Annotated in this window: 13 protein-coding genes; 4 read left to right on the forward strand and 9 right to left on the reverse strand. The window is 69.6% G+C overall.

The window, feature by feature from the left end; genetic code table 11:
* Positions 1-11: 11 nt before the first annotated feature.
* The 3 genes from ACQCSX_RS11630 to ACQCSX_RS11640 are packed head-to-tail and all read right to left on the reverse strand — an operon-like array spanning position 12 to position 4,062.
* Positions 12-1,811: a dihydrolipoamide acetyltransferase family protein gene (locus tag ACQCSX_RS11630; RefSeq protein WP_427015479.1), complete on the reverse strand. Its 1,800-nt coding sequence runs from the start codon at positions 1,809-1,811 to the stop codon at positions 12-14.
* Positions 1,811-2,926, reverse strand: a complete 1,116-nt coding sequence (locus ACQCSX_RS11635) for an alpha-ketoacid dehydrogenase subunit beta (RefSeq protein WP_427015480.1) — start codon at positions 2,924-2,926, stop codon at positions 1,811-1,813. Before ACQCSX_RS11635 ends, ACQCSX_RS11630 begins: the two co-directional genes overlap by 1 nt.
* The gene (locus ACQCSX_RS11640; protein WP_427015481.1) at positions 2,926-4,062 is read right to left on the reverse strand and encodes a thiamine pyrophosphate-dependent enzyme; all 1,137 of its coding nucleotides are present in this window, start codon (positions 4,060-4,062) and stop codon (positions 2,926-2,928) included. Before ACQCSX_RS11640 ends, ACQCSX_RS11635 begins: the two co-directional genes overlap by 1 nt.
* 221 nt (positions 4,063-4,283) lie before the next feature.
* Between ACQCSX_RS11640 and ACQCSX_RS11645 the strand changes: the two genes are divergently transcribed.
* Positions 4,284-4,736, forward strand: a complete 453-nt coding sequence (locus ACQCSX_RS11645) for an Lrp/AsnC family transcriptional regulator (RefSeq protein WP_427015482.1) — start codon at positions 4,284-4,286, stop codon at positions 4,734-4,736.
* A gap of 133 nt (positions 4,737-4,869) precedes the next feature.
* Here ACQCSX_RS11645 and ACQCSX_RS11650 read toward each other — a convergent pair whose 3' ends face one another.
* From ACQCSX_RS11650 to paaA, 6 genes are all read right to left on the reverse strand, one after another.
* Entirely contained in the window at positions 4,870-5,652 is a 783-nt protein-coding gene (locus tag ACQCSX_RS11650; RefSeq protein WP_427015483.1) for an enoyl-CoA hydratase/isomerase family protein, read from the reverse strand.
* A gap of 57 nt (positions 5,653-5,709) precedes the next feature.
* Positions 5,710-6,933, reverse strand: coding sequence for a 1,2-phenylacetyl-CoA epoxidase subunit PaaE (gene paaE / locus ACQCSX_RS11655; RefSeq protein ID WP_427015484.1), 1,224 nt, complete (start codon positions 6,931-6,933; stop codon positions 5,710-5,712).
* On the reverse strand, positions 6,933-7,478 hold the full coding sequence (gene paaD / locus ACQCSX_RS11660; protein WP_427015485.1) for a 1,2-phenylacetyl-CoA epoxidase subunit PaaD: 546 nt from the start codon (positions 7,476-7,478) through the stop codon (positions 6,933-6,935). Before paaD ends, paaE begins: the two co-directional genes overlap by 1 nt.
* Positions 7,478-8,344, reverse strand: coding sequence for a 1,2-phenylacetyl-CoA epoxidase subunit PaaC (paaC, locus tag ACQCSX_RS11665; protein WP_427019034.1), 867 nt, complete (start codon positions 8,342-8,344; stop codon positions 7,478-7,480). The genes paaD and paaC overlap by 1 nt, the downstream gene beginning before the upstream one ends.
* 89 nt (positions 8,345-8,433) lie before the next feature.
* The gene (paaB, locus tag ACQCSX_RS11670; protein ID WP_427015486.1) at positions 8,434-8,757 is read right to left on the reverse strand and encodes a 1,2-phenylacetyl-CoA epoxidase subunit PaaB; all 324 of its coding nucleotides are present in this window, start codon (positions 8,755-8,757) and stop codon (positions 8,434-8,436) included.
* Positions 8,758-8,759: 2 nt separating this feature from the next.
* Entirely contained in the window at positions 8,760-9,767 is a 1,008-nt protein-coding gene (gene paaA / locus ACQCSX_RS11675) for a 1,2-phenylacetyl-CoA epoxidase subunit PaaA (protein WP_427019035.1), read from the reverse strand.
* A 155-nt stretch (positions 9,768-9,922) separates the two neighbouring features.
* Here paaA and ACQCSX_RS11680 point away from each other — a divergent pair, with 155 nt between their 5' ends.
* The 3 genes from ACQCSX_RS11680 to paaK all read left to right on the forward strand — a co-directional run bounded on the left by ACQCSX_RS11680 (position 9,923) and on the right by paaK (position 14,210).
* A complete protein-coding gene (locus ACQCSX_RS11680) occupies positions 9,923-12,130 on the forward strand; it encodes a S9 family peptidase (protein WP_427015487.1) in 2,208 nt (735 codons plus the stop codon).
* Between the two features lie 169 nt (positions 12,131-12,299).
* On the forward strand, positions 12,300-12,767 hold the full coding sequence (locus tag ACQCSX_RS11685) for a hotdog fold thioesterase (protein WP_427015488.1): 468 nt from the start codon (positions 12,300-12,302) through the stop codon (positions 12,765-12,767).
* A 177-nt stretch (positions 12,768-12,944) separates the two neighbouring features.
* Positions 12,945-14,210, forward strand: coding sequence for a phenylacetate--CoA ligase PaaK (gene paaK / locus ACQCSX_RS11690; RefSeq protein ID WP_427019036.1), 1,266 nt, complete (start codon positions 12,945-12,947; stop codon positions 14,208-14,210).
* Positions 14,211-14,318 lie beyond the last annotated feature (108 nt).

Genomic DNA, 14,318 nt, shown 5'->3' on the forward strand with positions numbered 1-14,318 from the left:
ACCCTCAGCGGCTACAGGTCGGCCAGCACCGAGCCCGGATTTTCGACGGCGTCGGCCACAAAGCGCAGGAATCCGGCGGCCGTTCCGCCGTCGCACACGCGGTGGTCGAAGGCCAGCGTCAGCTCCGCCACCTGGCGCACCGCCAGCACACCGTCCACCACCCAGGGCCGCTCCAGCAGGCGTCCGATGCCCAGCATGGCCACCTCGGGATGGTTGATGATGGCCGCCGAGCCGTCCACGCCAAAGACGCCGTAGTTGTTGACGGTGAACGTGCCGCCGCCCAGATCGCGCGGCGTGGCAGTGCCGCCACGGGCCTTGGTGGCCAGTGCCCGGATGGCGTCGTCCAGGCCGCGGGCGCTGAGCCGGTGGGCATCGCGCACCACGGGGACCACCAGCCCGCGCTCCGTCTGGGCGGCAAACCCGAGGTTGATCCCGTCAAAGCTGACCAGCTGCTCCATCCCGTCCACGCTGTCCAGCCGGGTGTTCAGCGCCGGGAACCGCTCGAGCCCGGCCACGGCGAACCGCGAGATGAAGGCCAGCAGCGACGGCGCATGCCCGCCCTTGGCCTTGAGCTGGTGCCGCAGCTCCGCCAGCGCCGTGGCGTCCACATCCACCCAGACAGTGGCCTCGGGGATCTCGCGCCGGCTGCGGCTGAGGTTGGCGGCGGCGGCCCGGCGCAGCCCGGTCAGCGGGGCGCTGGAGAGCACGCCCAGCCCCGTCCGGGGATCGACGGCGGCGGACCCCCTTCCGCGGTCGGCCGCCGGTGCCGTTGCCGGGGCCTGCAACGCTTCGAAAGCCGGGGACGGCACCGTGCCGGATGCCAGCAGCCCCGCAGCCGGGAGCGGTGCGGCTGGTGGCGTTGCCACAGCGGCGAGCGCCGCGATCGCGGACTCGATGTCGCGGCGCAGGACCAGCCCCTGGTCGCCGGATCCGGCGACGGTGCCCAGCGCAATGCCGTGCTCCGCGGCCAGCCGGCGCACCAGCGGCGAGACCACCAGCGGGACGCGCCGCACGGGCGCGGCGGGAACCGGAGCGGAGCCGGCGGTGGCAGCCCGGGCCGCATCGTCGGCGACGGCGGGTGCCGTGGCGGCCCGAGCGCCCGGCGCGGACGCAGCCACCCCAGATGCCGGGAGCCCCGCGGCAACAGCCACCCCAGCGGGTGCCGGCGGGGTGGCGCCGCCCACCGTTCCCGGCACAGACGCTGCGCCGACGGCTGACCCGGAGCGTCCGGCGGACCGCTTGGCCGGGCGCGAGCGCCCGGGGCCGCCATGCCCCGAGGTTCCGTAGCCGATCAGCACGTTGCCGGATCCCGACGGTGCCGAGGCCGCTCCCGCACCAGCAGCACCAGCACCAGCACCAGCAGCACCGGATGCCACGGTCCCGGCGGCCCCCGCTGCGACAAGGGCGGACCCGCCGGGCCCGCCTGCCGCTTCAGGAGCCGCACCGCCGCGCGCGGACGCATCCACCGCACCGCGGAACCCGGCGGCAGCTTCAGCCGCCGCGCCGTCCGAGGCCGGAGCGCTGCCCGGCCTAGCCGCCGCAGTGGCCCCTCCCCCGGCCGAAACCGCACCGGGCGCGGTGACGGTGATCAGCGGCTTGCCGACCTCAAGCACCTCGCCGGCGGCGCCGTGCAGCACCGAGACCACGCCCGCAAACGGGCTGGGCACCTCCACCACGGATTTGGCCGTCTCCAGCTCGGCAATCGGCTGGTCCACGCCGATGGACTCGCCCACCTTGACCAGCCAGGTCACCAGTTCCGCCTCGGTCAGGCCCTCGCCCAGATCGGGCAGCAGAAACACCTGCTCGCTCATCAGTCCTCCCACTGCAGATCGTCAACCGCGTCAAGGATCCTGTCCACGCTGGGCAGGAAATGGTGCTCCAGCTTCGGCGCCGGGTAGGGCACATCGAAGCCGGTCACGCGCAGCACCGGCGCGGCCAGGGAATGGAAACAGCGCTCGGAGACGCGGGCGGCAATCTCGGCGGCCACCGAGGCAAAGCCCGGGGCCTCGGCGATGACCACGGCCCGGCCGGTGCTGCGCACCGCGGCGCACACCGTCTCGTCGTCGAACGGCACCAGCGAGCGCACATCGACCACCTGGAGCGAGCGCCCCTCCGCCGCAGCTGTCTCGGCCGCGGCCAGGGCCGTGGGGACGGACGGTCCGTAGGCGATCAGCGTGGCGTCGGTGCCCTCGCGGGCCACCACTGCCGTGCCAATGCTCGACGGCGCCGTCCGGCCACTGCCCATGTACCGCGAGCGCAGGGCGTCCAGGTCCACCTCGGCCTTGGAGAAGTACAGCTTCTTCGGTTCCAGGAACACCACTGGATCCGGGGAGTCGATGGCGTCGCGCAGCATCGTGTAGGCGTCGGCCACCGTGGAGGGCGTGAGCACGGTCAGCCCCGGGGTGTGCGCATAGTAGGCCTCGGAGGAGTCGCAGTGGTGCTCCACGCCGCCGATGCCGCCGGCATAGGGAATGCGGATCACCATCGGCAGCCGGACGGCTCCCTTGGTGCGGTTGCCCATCTTGGCCACATGGCTGACCACCTGCTCAAAGGCGGGGTAGGCGAAGGCATCAAATTGCATCTCCACCACCGGCTTCATGCCACCCATTGCCATGCCGGTGGCCATGCCCACGATCCCGGATTCGGCCAGCGGGGTATCAAAGCAGCGGGAGGTGCCGAAGCGGGCGGTGAGCCCATCGGTCACGCGGAACACGCCGCCGAGCGTGCCCACGTCCTCGCCAAACACCAGCACCGTGCTGTCCGCTTCCATGGCGTCGGCCATGGCCAGCGTGAGCGCCTTGGCAAAGGTCAGCGTTTGCACGCCGGAGAGGGGGGCCGGATTCCGGGCAGCCCCGGCATCGGCCGCCCGGGCGGGGGCCTGCGGAACGCTGGTCTCGGAAACACTGGCCTGCGAAACGGTGGTCATCACCGTGCTCCTTCGGGTTCGACGGCGCCGGCACGCTCCAGCTCGGCGGCCAGGAAAGCACTCTGCTCCCTCAGCTGCGGCGTCGGCTCGGCATAGACATGGGCAAAGAGTTCCTGCGGGTCCACCGACACCTCGGTGTTCAGGCCATCGCGCAGCCGGGCGGCCACGGCATCGGCGTGGGCGGCGATCCGCTCCTCGCCCGCGGCATCGAGCACGCCCGCTGTGGACAGGTAGGTCCGCATCCGGGCCAGCGGATCCCGCGGCACCCACCGCGCCACCTCGGCGTCGCTGCGGTACCTCGTGGCGTCGTCGGCGTTGGTGTGGGACTGCATCCGGTATGTGTGCGCCTCCACCAGCGACGGTCCGCCGCCGGCCCGGGCACGGTCCACGGCCGCCCCCAACACCGCCAGCAGCGCGGCCAGGTCATTGCCGTCCACGCGCTCGCCGGGGAGCCCATAGCCAATTCCCTTGTGCGCCAGCGACGGGGCGGCCGTCTGCTGGCTCAGTGGCACGGAGATGGCGAACTCGTTGTTCTGGACCAGGAACACCACGGGGACCCGGGAGACGGCGGCAAAGTTCAGGGCCTCGTGGAAATCGCCCTCGCTGGTGGCGCCGTCCCCGCACAGGGCCAGCACCACCGTGTCCTCGCCCTTGAGCTTGGCCGCGTGGGCCATCCCGACGGCGTGCAGCAGCTGGGTGGCCAGCGGCGTGGCCTGCGTGGCCACCTTCCACTGCAGCGGGTTGTAGCCCGAGTGCCAGCTGCCGCGCAGCATTTCGAAGGCGGCCACGGGATCCACGCCGCGGGCCAGCACGGCCACGGTGTCCCGGTAGGTGGGGAACAGCCAATCGTTAGCGTCCAGCACCATGGCCGCGGCCACCTGGCAGGCCTCCTGCCCGTGCGAGGACGGGTAGACAGCCATCCGGCCCTGGCGGACCAGCGCGCCGGCCTGGTCGTTGATGCGCCGGCCCAGCACCAGCTGTTCGTAGCCGGCCAACAGCACGGCGTCCCCGGGCCGGGCATAGGCCTGCTTGTAGCCGCCGTGGTCCACCGCGGCGCCCGTCTGGTCGATCAATTGGACCGGGCCGTCCGACGGCAGCAGTGCCGTCTCGTCCCCCGGGCTGGTGCGCTCCGCCATTGGTGCCTCCCGTAAAGATGGTCTGTTGCTCCAGTATGTGTTTGGTTCGCGAAACGTATCCAGTGCTTGGCCAAAGTGTGGAAAAGTGAGCACAGAATGGCTAGCATTGAAGACAAATTGCCACTGTGAGCCACGTTACGATTCGAAGTGCATGCGGGCCCTCCCGCCACCGCCGAACAGGGTGCAGAGCGCAGCGTGCAGCGACCCCAAGGAGTTTGCGCATGGATGAAACCACCACAGTCCCGCTCGACGACGTCGACCGGAAGATCATTGCCGAGCTCACCCGGGACGGGCGGATGTCCGTCACGGCCGTGGCGGAAAACGTCCACATTTCCAGGGCCCACGCCTACCAGCGCATCACCCGGCTGACCAGCACGGGCGTGCTGACCAAGTTCACGGCGCTGGTGGATCCGGTCAAGGCCGGCCTGCGCTCCTCCGCCTACGTGACATTGAAGGTCAGCCAGCATTCCTGGCGTGAGCTGAAGGAGGCCCTGCGGGCGATCCCCGAGGTGGCGCACATTGCGCTGGTGGGCGGCGATTTCGATGTGATCCTGCTGGTGCGGGCGCAGGACAATCTGGGCCTGCGCCGGGTGATCTTCGACCAGCTGCAGTCCATGCCCGGCGTGCTGGACACCCAGACATTCCTGATCTTCGAGGACCTGGACAACCGCTAGCGGCCACGACGGCGGCGGCACCTGAGCTGCTCCGGTGCCGCCGCCAGTGGACAGGGTTAACACAAAACACAAAAGGAGCGGTGGCCGTGCGGCCTCCGCTCCTTTCGCCATTGGCTCCATCACCGCCGGCCTGTCACCGCCCCTTGAAGGCGGGAGTCCTCTTTTCCTGGAAGGCGGCAAAGCCCTCCGCATAGTCGGCGCTGCCGCACAGCTGGGCCTGCGCCTTGTTCTCGCCCGCCACGGAGTCCCACAGCCCCAGCCGGGAATCGCGGATGGCGGCCACCAATTCCTTGCTGGCGTTGAAGGCGCCGGTGGCGCCCTGGGCCACCCGGGCCACCGTGGCCCGGGTGGCCGCCAGCAGGTCCGCCGCCGGCATCGCCCGGCTGAACAGCCCCGAGGCCACAGCCTGGCTGCCGCTCATCAGCTCCGCCGTGTAGATCAAATCCAGGGTGCGGTGCGCGCCCAGCCGCTCGGTGAACAGCCAGTGGCCGCCCGAATCCAGCGTGGCGCCCAGGTTGGCAAAGGGGGACCCGATCTTGGCCGTGTCCGCCACGTACACCACGTCCGTGGCGATCAGCAGCCCCAGCCCCACCCCGAGGCACGCGCCCTGCGCCGCCGCGAACGTGGGCGCCGGAAAGGAGCTCATCTTCGCCAGCAGCGGGGTGACCAGGCCGCCCAGATAGCCCATCACGTCGTCGGTCTCCGGGCTGACCCCGGAGATGTCGCGCCCGGCGCAAAACGCCCGGCCCTCCCCGCGGAGTAGCAGCGCCCGCACCTCGCCGCGCCCGACGGCGGCAGCGGCGTCGTCGTAGGCCTGGCCCAGATCGGCCAGCGCCGCCTCGTCCAGGGCGTTCAGCTTCGACGGCGCATTCAGCACCACCTCGGCCACGTGGTTGGCAATGGACAGCTCAATCATCTTTGCTCCTCACTGCTCGGGCCTCGGTCTCGTTCCCCAGTGGGTCTCGACCACCGGTCAGACATCGTAGTCAACCGTCACGGACTCGCTGGTGGGGCGGGACTGGCAGGTGAGCACATAGCCCTTCGCCACCTCGTCGGGTTCCAGCGCGTAGTTCTCCTCCATCTGCACGGACCCCGAGACCACCTTGGCGCGGCAGGTGCCGCACACGCCCCCGGCACAGGCGAACGGCACATCCGGGCGCACGCGCAGGGCGGCATTGAGGATGGATTCGCGGGCGTGCGTGGGGCTCGACACCTCGGCCTTCAGTCCGTCCAGGGTGAAGGAGATCTTGTAGGTCTCCTCCGACTCGTCCACCAGCACCCGGCGGCCGGCCTGGCCCTCGGGCTTGGTGGGGGTGCCGGTGGTGAAGAGTTCAAAGCGCACCTTGTCCTTGGCCACGCCGCGTTCCTGAAGCACGTCGCGGCACAGCTGCACCAGTTCAAACGGGCCGCACAGGAACCACTCGTCCACGTCGTCGCTGTGGATGGCTGTGCCCAGCAGGGCCTCCAGCTTGTCCGCATCCAAGCGCCCGCTCATCAGCGGGGCGATGCGCTGCTCGCGCGAGAGCACGTGGTGCAGGGCCAGCCGGGCCGGGTACTTGTCCTTCAGGTCCGCCAGTTCCTCTAGGAACATCACGTCCATGGAGGCCTTGTTGGCGTAGATCAGGTCAAAGCGCGTCTCGGGGTTCGCGGCCAACAGGGTGCGGGCGATGGCGATCACCGGGGTGATGCCGGAGCCGGCGGCAATGGCCACGAAGGCACCGGCCTGGGCGGCCAAATCCTCCGGGTGGTTCATGGAGTTGAGCACATTGCGGATTTCGCCGTCGTCGGCGCCGTCCCCGGTGCCGCCGCGGCCGTGCTTGGAAATGAACGCACCCATCGGGCTCATCACGTCCAGCTCGGCGCCGGCCGCCAGCTCCGCGTTGGCCCAGGTGGAGAACGCTCCGCCCAGGTCCCGCTTGATGGCCACGCGGATCTCGGAGCTGCCGTCCGGGAACGACACGGGGGCGGCGCAAATGGAGTAGCTGCGGCGGACCTCGTGCGGCTCACCGGACTCGTCGGGCATCTGGGTGCGCAGGGCCACGTACTGGCCGGGCAGGTAGTCATAGTGGCCGGCCAGCTCGGCGGGGACGGCGAAGGCCACCTCGACGGCGTCGTCCGTCAGGCGCCGCACCGCAGAGACCGTGAGCCGGTGGAAGGAGGCCCGGCGGCGGGCGGCGGCATCAACGGGAACAGTCATCAAAGCACCTTGAAGTAGTCGAAGGGCTCCCTGCAGTCCTGGCAGACGTAGAGCGCCTTGCAGGAGGTGGAGCCGAAGCGGGTGATTTCCTTGGTATTGAGCGATTGGCATTGCGGGCATTTGACCTGCAGGGCCAGCCGCACGGCGCCGCTGTGGCCGCCGGCGTGCGAGCGCCCGCTGGGGGCGGCGATGCCGTACTCCTCCAGCTTGGCCTTGCCGGATTCCGTCATCCAGTCAGTGGTCCAGGCCGGCGAGAGCACCATGTCCACATGCACGCTGGGGTAGCCGGCGGCCGTGAAGGCGGCCACCAGATCGTCACGGATGGCGTCCATGGCGGGGCAGCCGGAGTAGGTGGGCGTGATGGTGACCTGCACGGCCGGCACCATGCCGCCGTCGTCGAACAGCACCACGGAGCGCAGGATGCCCAGATCCTCGATGCTCAGCACCGGGATTTCGGGATCGCAGACCGTGGCCGCAACGGCCCAGGCCAGGCTCTGCGCGTTCGGCGCCGGAGCCGGGCGTTCCTGCAGGGGCAGCACGGCCATCACCAGCTCGCGCCGGGGTGCTCGCGGGCCAGCACCTGCATCTCGGCCAGCAGAAAGCCCAGGTGCTCCGAATGCCAGCCCTGGCGTCCGCCGCCCGGGGCCATCGCCAACGCGGGAACGTCGAGTTCCGCCTCGGCCAGCACGGCGGAGGTGAGTGCGTCAAAGTCCGCGCGCAGCGAGGAGGGCGCGACGGCGGTTCCGCCCAGCCGGGCGGTCAGCTCGTCGTCCTCGAAGAGTTCGCCAAGGTACGGCCAGACCAGGTTCAGCGCGGCAACCATCCGGCGGCGGGACTCGTCCGTTCCGCCGGCCAGGCGCAGCACCCACTGCGTGCTGTGGTCGCGGTGGTAGTCCACCTCCTTGACGGCCTTGGCCGCAATGGCGCCCAGCATGGCATCCGAGGAGTCAACCAGCCGGCGGTAGAGCTCGTACTGGTAGTGGCTGGCAATGAACTGCCGTGCAATGGTGAGCGCAAAATCGCCGTTGGGCTGCTCGAAGAGGTGCGCGGAGCGGAACTCCGGCTCGCGGCGGAAGTAGGCCAGATCATCCTCGGTCTTGCCCCAGGCGCTGCCTGCGTAGGTCAGGAAGGAGCGGGCATGGCCCAGCTCGTCCAAGGCGATGTTGCCCAGGGCGATGTCCTCCTCCAGCTCCGGCCCGCGGGAAATCCAGTGGCCCAGCCGCTGGGCCAGGATCAGGGCGTCGTCGCCCAGGCGCAGGGCATATTCGGCGACGTCGTCGCTGGGCTTGGCGGCACCCTGCCGGGCGGCCAGGGCAATGTCCTCCGGGCGCAGCGCGTTGCCGGGCGTGATGCGCGTGGCGCTGGCCGAGCCGTCGCCGGTGGCACCGGCCCCGGCCACGCCTGTCGAAATGGCGCCGTGGCCGCCATGGTCCGGCGCAACGTCGTCGAGGTCTGCTGGGGCCCCGCCCCGAGCTTGCGAAGAGTGGGAGTCGGTGGGGATCACAGGTGCTTCACGCCCTCGCTCTTGGTGTAGTAGGTGGCATGGCGGTAGTCCTTGCCCTGCGGTGATTCGAAGAACGAGCCCTTGGAGTCGGGGTCCGATGCCGCGATGGCGTCGGCCGGGACCACCCAGATGGACACGCCCTCGTTGCGCCGGGTGTAGAGGTCGCGCGCATTGCGCAGCGCCATCTCGGCATCCGGAGCATGCAAAGACCCGGCGTGGACGTGGCTGAGGCCGCGGCTGGAGCGGACAAAGACCTCCCACAGCGGCCAGAGGTGGCGCTCCTGGGTGGGGCCGGGCGTCGTCGTGTTCTCACTGGCCATTGTTAGGCAACCTTCTGTGCGTGCTGGTCATTTTTGGCGGCCTGTTTGGCGGCGTAGGCCGCTGCGGCCTCGCGGACCCAGGCCCCGTCCTCGTGGGCCTCGCGGCGGCGCTCCATGCGCTGGGCGTTGCAGGGGCCGCGGCCGGCCAGGACTTCCTTGAACTCTTCCCAATCCAGCGGCCCGTGCTCCCATTTGCCCGTCTCCTCGTTGAGGCGGACCTCGGGGTCCGGCAGGGACAGGCCCAGGACCTTGACCTGCTCGGCCATCATGCCGACAAACCGGGAGCGGAGCTCGTCGTTGGAGAAGCGCTTGATGTTCCACGCCATGGACTGCTTGGAATTGGGCGAATCGTCGTCCGGCGGGCCGAACATCATCAGGGACGGGGCGTACCAGCGGTTCACCGCGTCCTGGGCCATCTCGCGCTGCGCGGGCGTGCCGTGGGCCAGCTCGAGCAGGATCTCAAAGCCCTGGCGCTGGTGGAAGGACTCTTCCTTGCACACGCGCACCATCGCCCGGCCGTAGGGTCCGTAGGAGGCGCGGCACAGCGGGACCTGGTTGCAGATGGCGGCGCCATCCACCATCCAGCCGATGGCCCCCATGTCCGCCCAGGAGAGGGTGGGGTAATTGAAGATGGACGAGTAGCGGGCCTTGCCGGCAATGAGCTGGTCCATCATCTCGTCGCGGGTGGTGCCCAGCGTTTCCGCGGCGGAGTACAGGTAGAGCCCGTGGCCGGCCTCGTCCTGGACCTTGGCCATCAGGATGGACTTGCGCTTCAGGCTGGGGGCACGGGTGATCCAGTTGGCCTCCGGCTGCATGCCGATGATTTCCGAATGCGCGTGCTGGGAAATCTGCCGCACCAAGGTCCTGCGGTAGGCCTCAGGCATCCAGTCGCGCGGCTCGATCCGGGAGTCCTCCGCCATGATGCGGTCAAAGTGGGCCTGGCCCGCCGCATCGGCGTCTGACAGGCTTCCGGAGCCAGGCTGAACTGCCTGGAGATTCTGCACCATGATTGCTCCTCAATAATTACCGACCGTTCGTTCAGAATATCCGCCGGGTGTGAAATGCGTCAAGCGTCCGCCGCCGGCCCGCCAGCGCCGCGCCCTGCCCGCGCCCTGTTCCGCCGCCGGGGGCGCGCGGCCCCGGCGTTCTTTGTAGAGTTGGCCTCATGACTGCCTTGATCCCCCAGCCGCCCACCGCCGCCAAGATCCCCACCGAGCGCACGCACCACGGGGACACCTTCACGGACAACTACGAGTGGCTCCGGGACAAGGAGAGCGCCGCGGTCAAGGCACACCTGGAGGCGGAGCAGGCCTACACCGACGCCGTCACCGCCGGCCAGGAGCAGCTGCGGGCGGACATCTTCAACGAGATCAAGAACCGCACACAGGAGAGCGACCTCTCCGTGCCCAGCCGCAAGGATGGCTGGTGGTACTACTCGCGCATGGTGGAGGGGCGGGCCTACTCCATCCAGTGCCGGGTCAAGGCCGACGGCGATGGCAGCGCCGTCGAGCACTGGACCCCTCCGCTGGTGGAACCCGGGGTGGACGTCCCCGGCGAGCAGATCATGCTGGACGGCAATGCCGAGGCCGAGGGCAAGGCGTTCTTCGCCGTCGGCGGCGCGGCCGTGACCCGCGACGGCAACCTGTACGCCTACGCCGTCGACAACGCCGGGGATGAGCTCTTCACCGTCCGGATCAAGGACCTGCGCACCGGCGAGCTGCTGGCGGACGTGATCGAGAACGTCTTCTACGGTCTGGCCTTCTCCCCCGACGGCGGCACCCTGTACTACATGCTGGCCGACGATGCCTGGCGCCCGTACCAGATCAAGGCACATGTGCTGGGCACACCCGTGGCGGCCGACGCGGTGCTGTACCAGGAGGACGACGTCGCGATGTGGACGGGCTTTGAGCTCTCCGCCGACCGCCGCCACCTGATCGTGGGCATCGGCTGCAGCGAATATTCCGAGACCCGGCTGCTGCGCTTCGATGACCCCTCGGCCGGGCTGGCGCTGCTCATCCCGCGCAGCGAGCACATCCTCTACGAGGCCGAGCCCTTCCTGCTCGACGGCGAGGAGCGGCTGCTGCTCACGCACAACCGGCACGCCGTGAACTCCATGGTCTCGCTGGCGGATCCGGCCCGGGTGGGCCTGCCGATGGCGGAGCAGGACTGGGCCACCGTCATTGCGCACGACGACGCCGTCCGGATCAACGGCGCCACCGTCACCGCCACGCACCTGGTGGTCTCGCTGCGCGAAGACACCATCGAGCGCATCCAGGTGGTCCCGCTGGAGGGCCTGGGCACCGCCGCCCAGAGTCCCGCCGTCGAGCCCGGTTTTGACGAGGAGCTGTATACGGCCGGCATGGGCGGCACCGACTACGAGTCCCCGCTGATCCGGCTCACCTACACCTCCTTCCTGACCCCGCCGCGCGTGTACGACTATGTTCTGCCCACCGTTTTGCCCACCGGCGGGCCGCCCGCGGCGGCATCGGATCCACGCCCCGGGGGCGGGCTGCTGCTGCGCAAGGAAACCCCCGTGCTCGGCGGCTACAACCCGCCCGACTACGTGGCCGAGCGGGTCTGGGCCGACGCGCCCGACGGCGTGAAGGTCCCGCTGTCGGTGGTCCGCAGGGCGGATCTGCCGCGCGACGGCGGCAACGCGGGCCTGGTCTACGGCTATGGCTCGTACGAGTCCAGCGTGGATCCCGGCTTCGCCACCACCCGCCTCTCCCTGCTGGACCGCGGCGTGGTGTTCGTGGTGGCGCATGTGCGCGGCGGCGGCGAGATGGGCAGGCACTGGTACGAGGACGGCAAAAAGTTGGCCAAGAAGAACACCTTCACCGACTTTCTCGCGGCCACCGACTGGCTGGCCGGCTCCGGCTGGGTGGACCCGGCCCGGATCGCGGCCATGGGCGGATCCGCCGGCGGCCTGCTGATGGGTGCCGTGGCCAACCTGGCCCCCGAGAAGTACGCCGCCATCCTGGCCGAGGTGCCGTTCGTGGACGCCCTGACCACCATCCTGGATCCGGAGCTGCCGCTCTCCGCGCTGGAATGGGAGGAGTGGGGCAATCCCATCGAGGATGCCGAGGTCTACCGCTACATGAAGGGCTACACGCCCTACGAAAACATCCGCCCGGTGGCCTACCCGCGGATCGCCGCGGTGACCAGCTTCAACGACACCCGGGTGCTCTACGTTGAGCCGGCCAAGTGGGTGCAGAAACTGCGCGAAACCGGCACCGGCACCGAGCCGATCCTGCTCAAGATCGAGATGGACGGCGGGCACGGCGGGGCCTCCGGACGCTACGAGGGCTGGAAGACGCGCGCCTGGGACTTCGCCTTCCTGACCGACGCCCTGGGCGCCACGAAACTGCTTTAGGGCACACGGGCGCTCTGCGGGCCGTGCGGACATTTGCGGTGGCCGCGCACCCCGCAAATGTCCGCACGGCCCGCGTAGCACCCGCGTCGCACTGGGCCCGAGGATTGACAGAACCCCTCCATAGGGTATTACCTAATGAACATTCGGTAAGGAAAGTGAGGGGCGCCACATGGCCTCAATCGACACGGGTGCCGAACACCCGATACTGGCGGACGACCGGGCGTCGGACTGGCTCGGCATCACGGTGCTGGACCACGGGGACGGCCACGCCACGATCGCCATGACCCTGCGCGCCGAAATGATGAACGGCTTCGGCATTGCCCACGGCGGAATGATCTTCGCCTTTGCCGACACCGCGTTCGCCTTGGCCTGCAACCCCGCCGACGGCGACGGGAGCACCGTCACGGTGGCAGCCGGCGTCGACGTCAACTTCCTGGCCCCCACCCGGGCCGGCCAGCGGCTCACCGCCGTCGCCACCCGCCGCAGCCAGAACGGCCGCAGCGGGCTCTACGATGTGCAGATCTTCGCCGATCCCCTTTCCTCCGCTCCAGCCGGCAACGGCGTACACCCGGACCGGAGCGTGGTGGCGGAATTCCGCGGCCGCAGCCGGACCGTCCCCGCCCCCAGCACCCGCTAGCATCCGCCCCTTCCCAGGACCGGCCAGCCGACACAGAGAGGTTCATCCACGATGACCGACTCCGCAGTTCAGACCAGCACAGTACAGGCCAACGCAGTACAGGCCAGCACAGTTCAGACCCCCGCGGGCACGCTTTCCGCGGCCCACGACCCGGGCCAGCTGGATCCGGCCGAGACCATGAGCCGCGACGAGCTTGAATCGCTCCAGCTTGGCCGCCTGCAGCACACGCTGGCCTACGCCTATGACCGGGTGCCGCTGTACAAGCGCAAGTTCGACGCCGCCGGGGTCCACCCGAGCGACCTCAAGGAACTCGGCGACCTGGCGAAATTCCCGTACACCACCAAGGAAGACCTCCGCGAGGAGTACCCCTTCGGCATGTTTGCCGTCCCGCAGAGCGAGGTGGTGCGCATCCACGCCAGCTCCGGCACCACCGGGCGCCCCACGGTGGTGGGCTACACCAAGAACGACATTGCGGTCTGGGCCTCCCTGGTGGCCCGCTCCATGCGCGCCTCGGGCGTGCGCCCGGGCATGAAGGTGCACAACGCCTACGGCTATGGCCTGTTCACCGGCGGCCTGGGCGCGCACTACGGCGCCGAGGCCCTGGGCACCACCGTCATTCCGATGTCGGGCGGCCAGACGGAGAAGCAGATCCAGCTGATCCAGGACTTCGAGCCCGATGCCATCATGTGCACCCCCACCTACCTGCTGACCATCATGGACGCCATGGCGCACCGCGGCATCGACCCGCGCTCCACGTCGCTGAAGTTCGCCGTCTGCGGCGCCGAGCCGTGGACCGAGGAGATGCGCCACGAGCTGGAGCAGGGTCTGGACCTGCAGGCCTGCGACATCTACGGCCTCTCGGAGGTCATGGGCCCGGGCGTGGCCGGCGAATCCGTGGAGACCAAGGACGGCAACCACATCTGGGAGGACCACTTCCGCCCGGAGATCATCGACCCCTTCGACCACTCCACCGTGCTGGCCGACGGCGAAGCGGGCGAGCTGGTGTTCACGTCGCTGACCAAGGAAGCGCTGCCGATCATCCGCTACCGCACCAAGGACCTGACCAGGCTCCTGCCCGGCACCGCCCGCCCCGGCATGCGCCGGATGGCCCGCATCACCGGCCGCAGCGATGACATGATCATCCTGCGCGGGGTTAACCTGTTCCCGTCGCAGATCGAGGAGATCGCGCTGCGCATCCCCGCGCTCAGCCCGCACTTCCAGCTGGAGCTCACCCGCACCGGCCGGATGGATGCGCTGACCATCCACATCGAGCCGCGCGAGAACACGGCGCCGGCCGACCGCACCGCCGCGGCCGCCGAGCTGAAATCGCAGATCAAGATCCACATCGGATCCTCCTGCGCCATCGACGTGGTGGAGCCGGGGACGCTGGAGCGTTCCAACGGCAAGCTGCGCCGCATCTTCGACCACCGCACCAACGGCTAGCCGGCCTCCTCGTCGAGCTCGTCGAGACCACCGGGACCGGGCCTGCCGCGAAATGTTACCCACCGCGGCAGGCCCGGCACGATGTAGGACCACCGCGTGAAAGACTAG

It is taken from the genome of Pseudarthrobacter sp. P1 (assembly GCF_050156935.1).
Classification (GTDB): Bacteria; Actinomycetota; Actinomycetes; order Actinomycetales; family Micrococcaceae; genus Specibacter.

Excerpts from the sequence above, each read along its gene's own strand:
- ACQCSX_RS11630 (WP_427015479.1), bottom strand. The coding sequence starts at position 1,811 with ATGAGCGAGCAGGTGTTTCTGCTGCCCGATCTGGGCGAGGGCCTGACC.
- ACQCSX_RS11635 (WP_427015480.1), bottom strand. The coding sequence starts at position 2,926 with ATGACCACCGTTTCGCAGGCCAGTGTTTCCGAGACCAGCGTTCCGCAG.
- ACQCSX_RS11640 (WP_427015481.1), bottom strand. The coding sequence starts at position 4,062 with ATGGCGGAGCGCACCAGCCCGGGGGACGAGACGGCACTGCTGCCGTCG.
- ACQCSX_RS11645 (WP_427015482.1), top strand. The coding sequence starts at position 4,284 with ATGGATGAAACCACCACAGTCCCGCTCGACGACGTCGACCGGAAGATC.
- ACQCSX_RS11650 (WP_427015483.1), bottom strand. The coding sequence starts at position 5,652 with ATGATTGAGCTGTCCATTGCCAACCACGTGGCCGAGGTGGTGCTGAAT.
- paaE (WP_427015484.1), bottom strand. The coding sequence starts at position 6,933 with ATGACTGTTCCCGTTGATGCCGCCGCCCGCCGCCGGGCCTCCTTCCAC.
- paaD (WP_427015485.1), bottom strand. The coding sequence starts at position 7,478 with ATGGCCGTGCTGCCCCTGCAGGAACGCCCGGCTCCGGCGCCGAACGCG.
- paaB (WP_427015486.1), bottom strand. The coding sequence starts at position 8,757 with ATGGCCAGTGAGAACACGACGACGCCCGGCCCCACCCAGGAGCGCCAC.
- ACQCSX_RS11680 (WP_427015487.1), top strand. The coding sequence starts at position 9,923 with ATGACTGCCTTGATCCCCCAGCCGCCCACCGCCGCCAAGATCCCCACC.
- ACQCSX_RS11685 (WP_427015488.1), top strand. The coding sequence starts at position 12,300 with ATGGCCTCAATCGACACGGGTGCCGAACACCCGATACTGGCGGACGAC.
- paaK (WP_427019036.1), top strand. The coding sequence starts at position 12,945 with ATGAGCCGCGACGAGCTTGAATCGCTCCAGCTTGGCCGCCTGCAGCAC.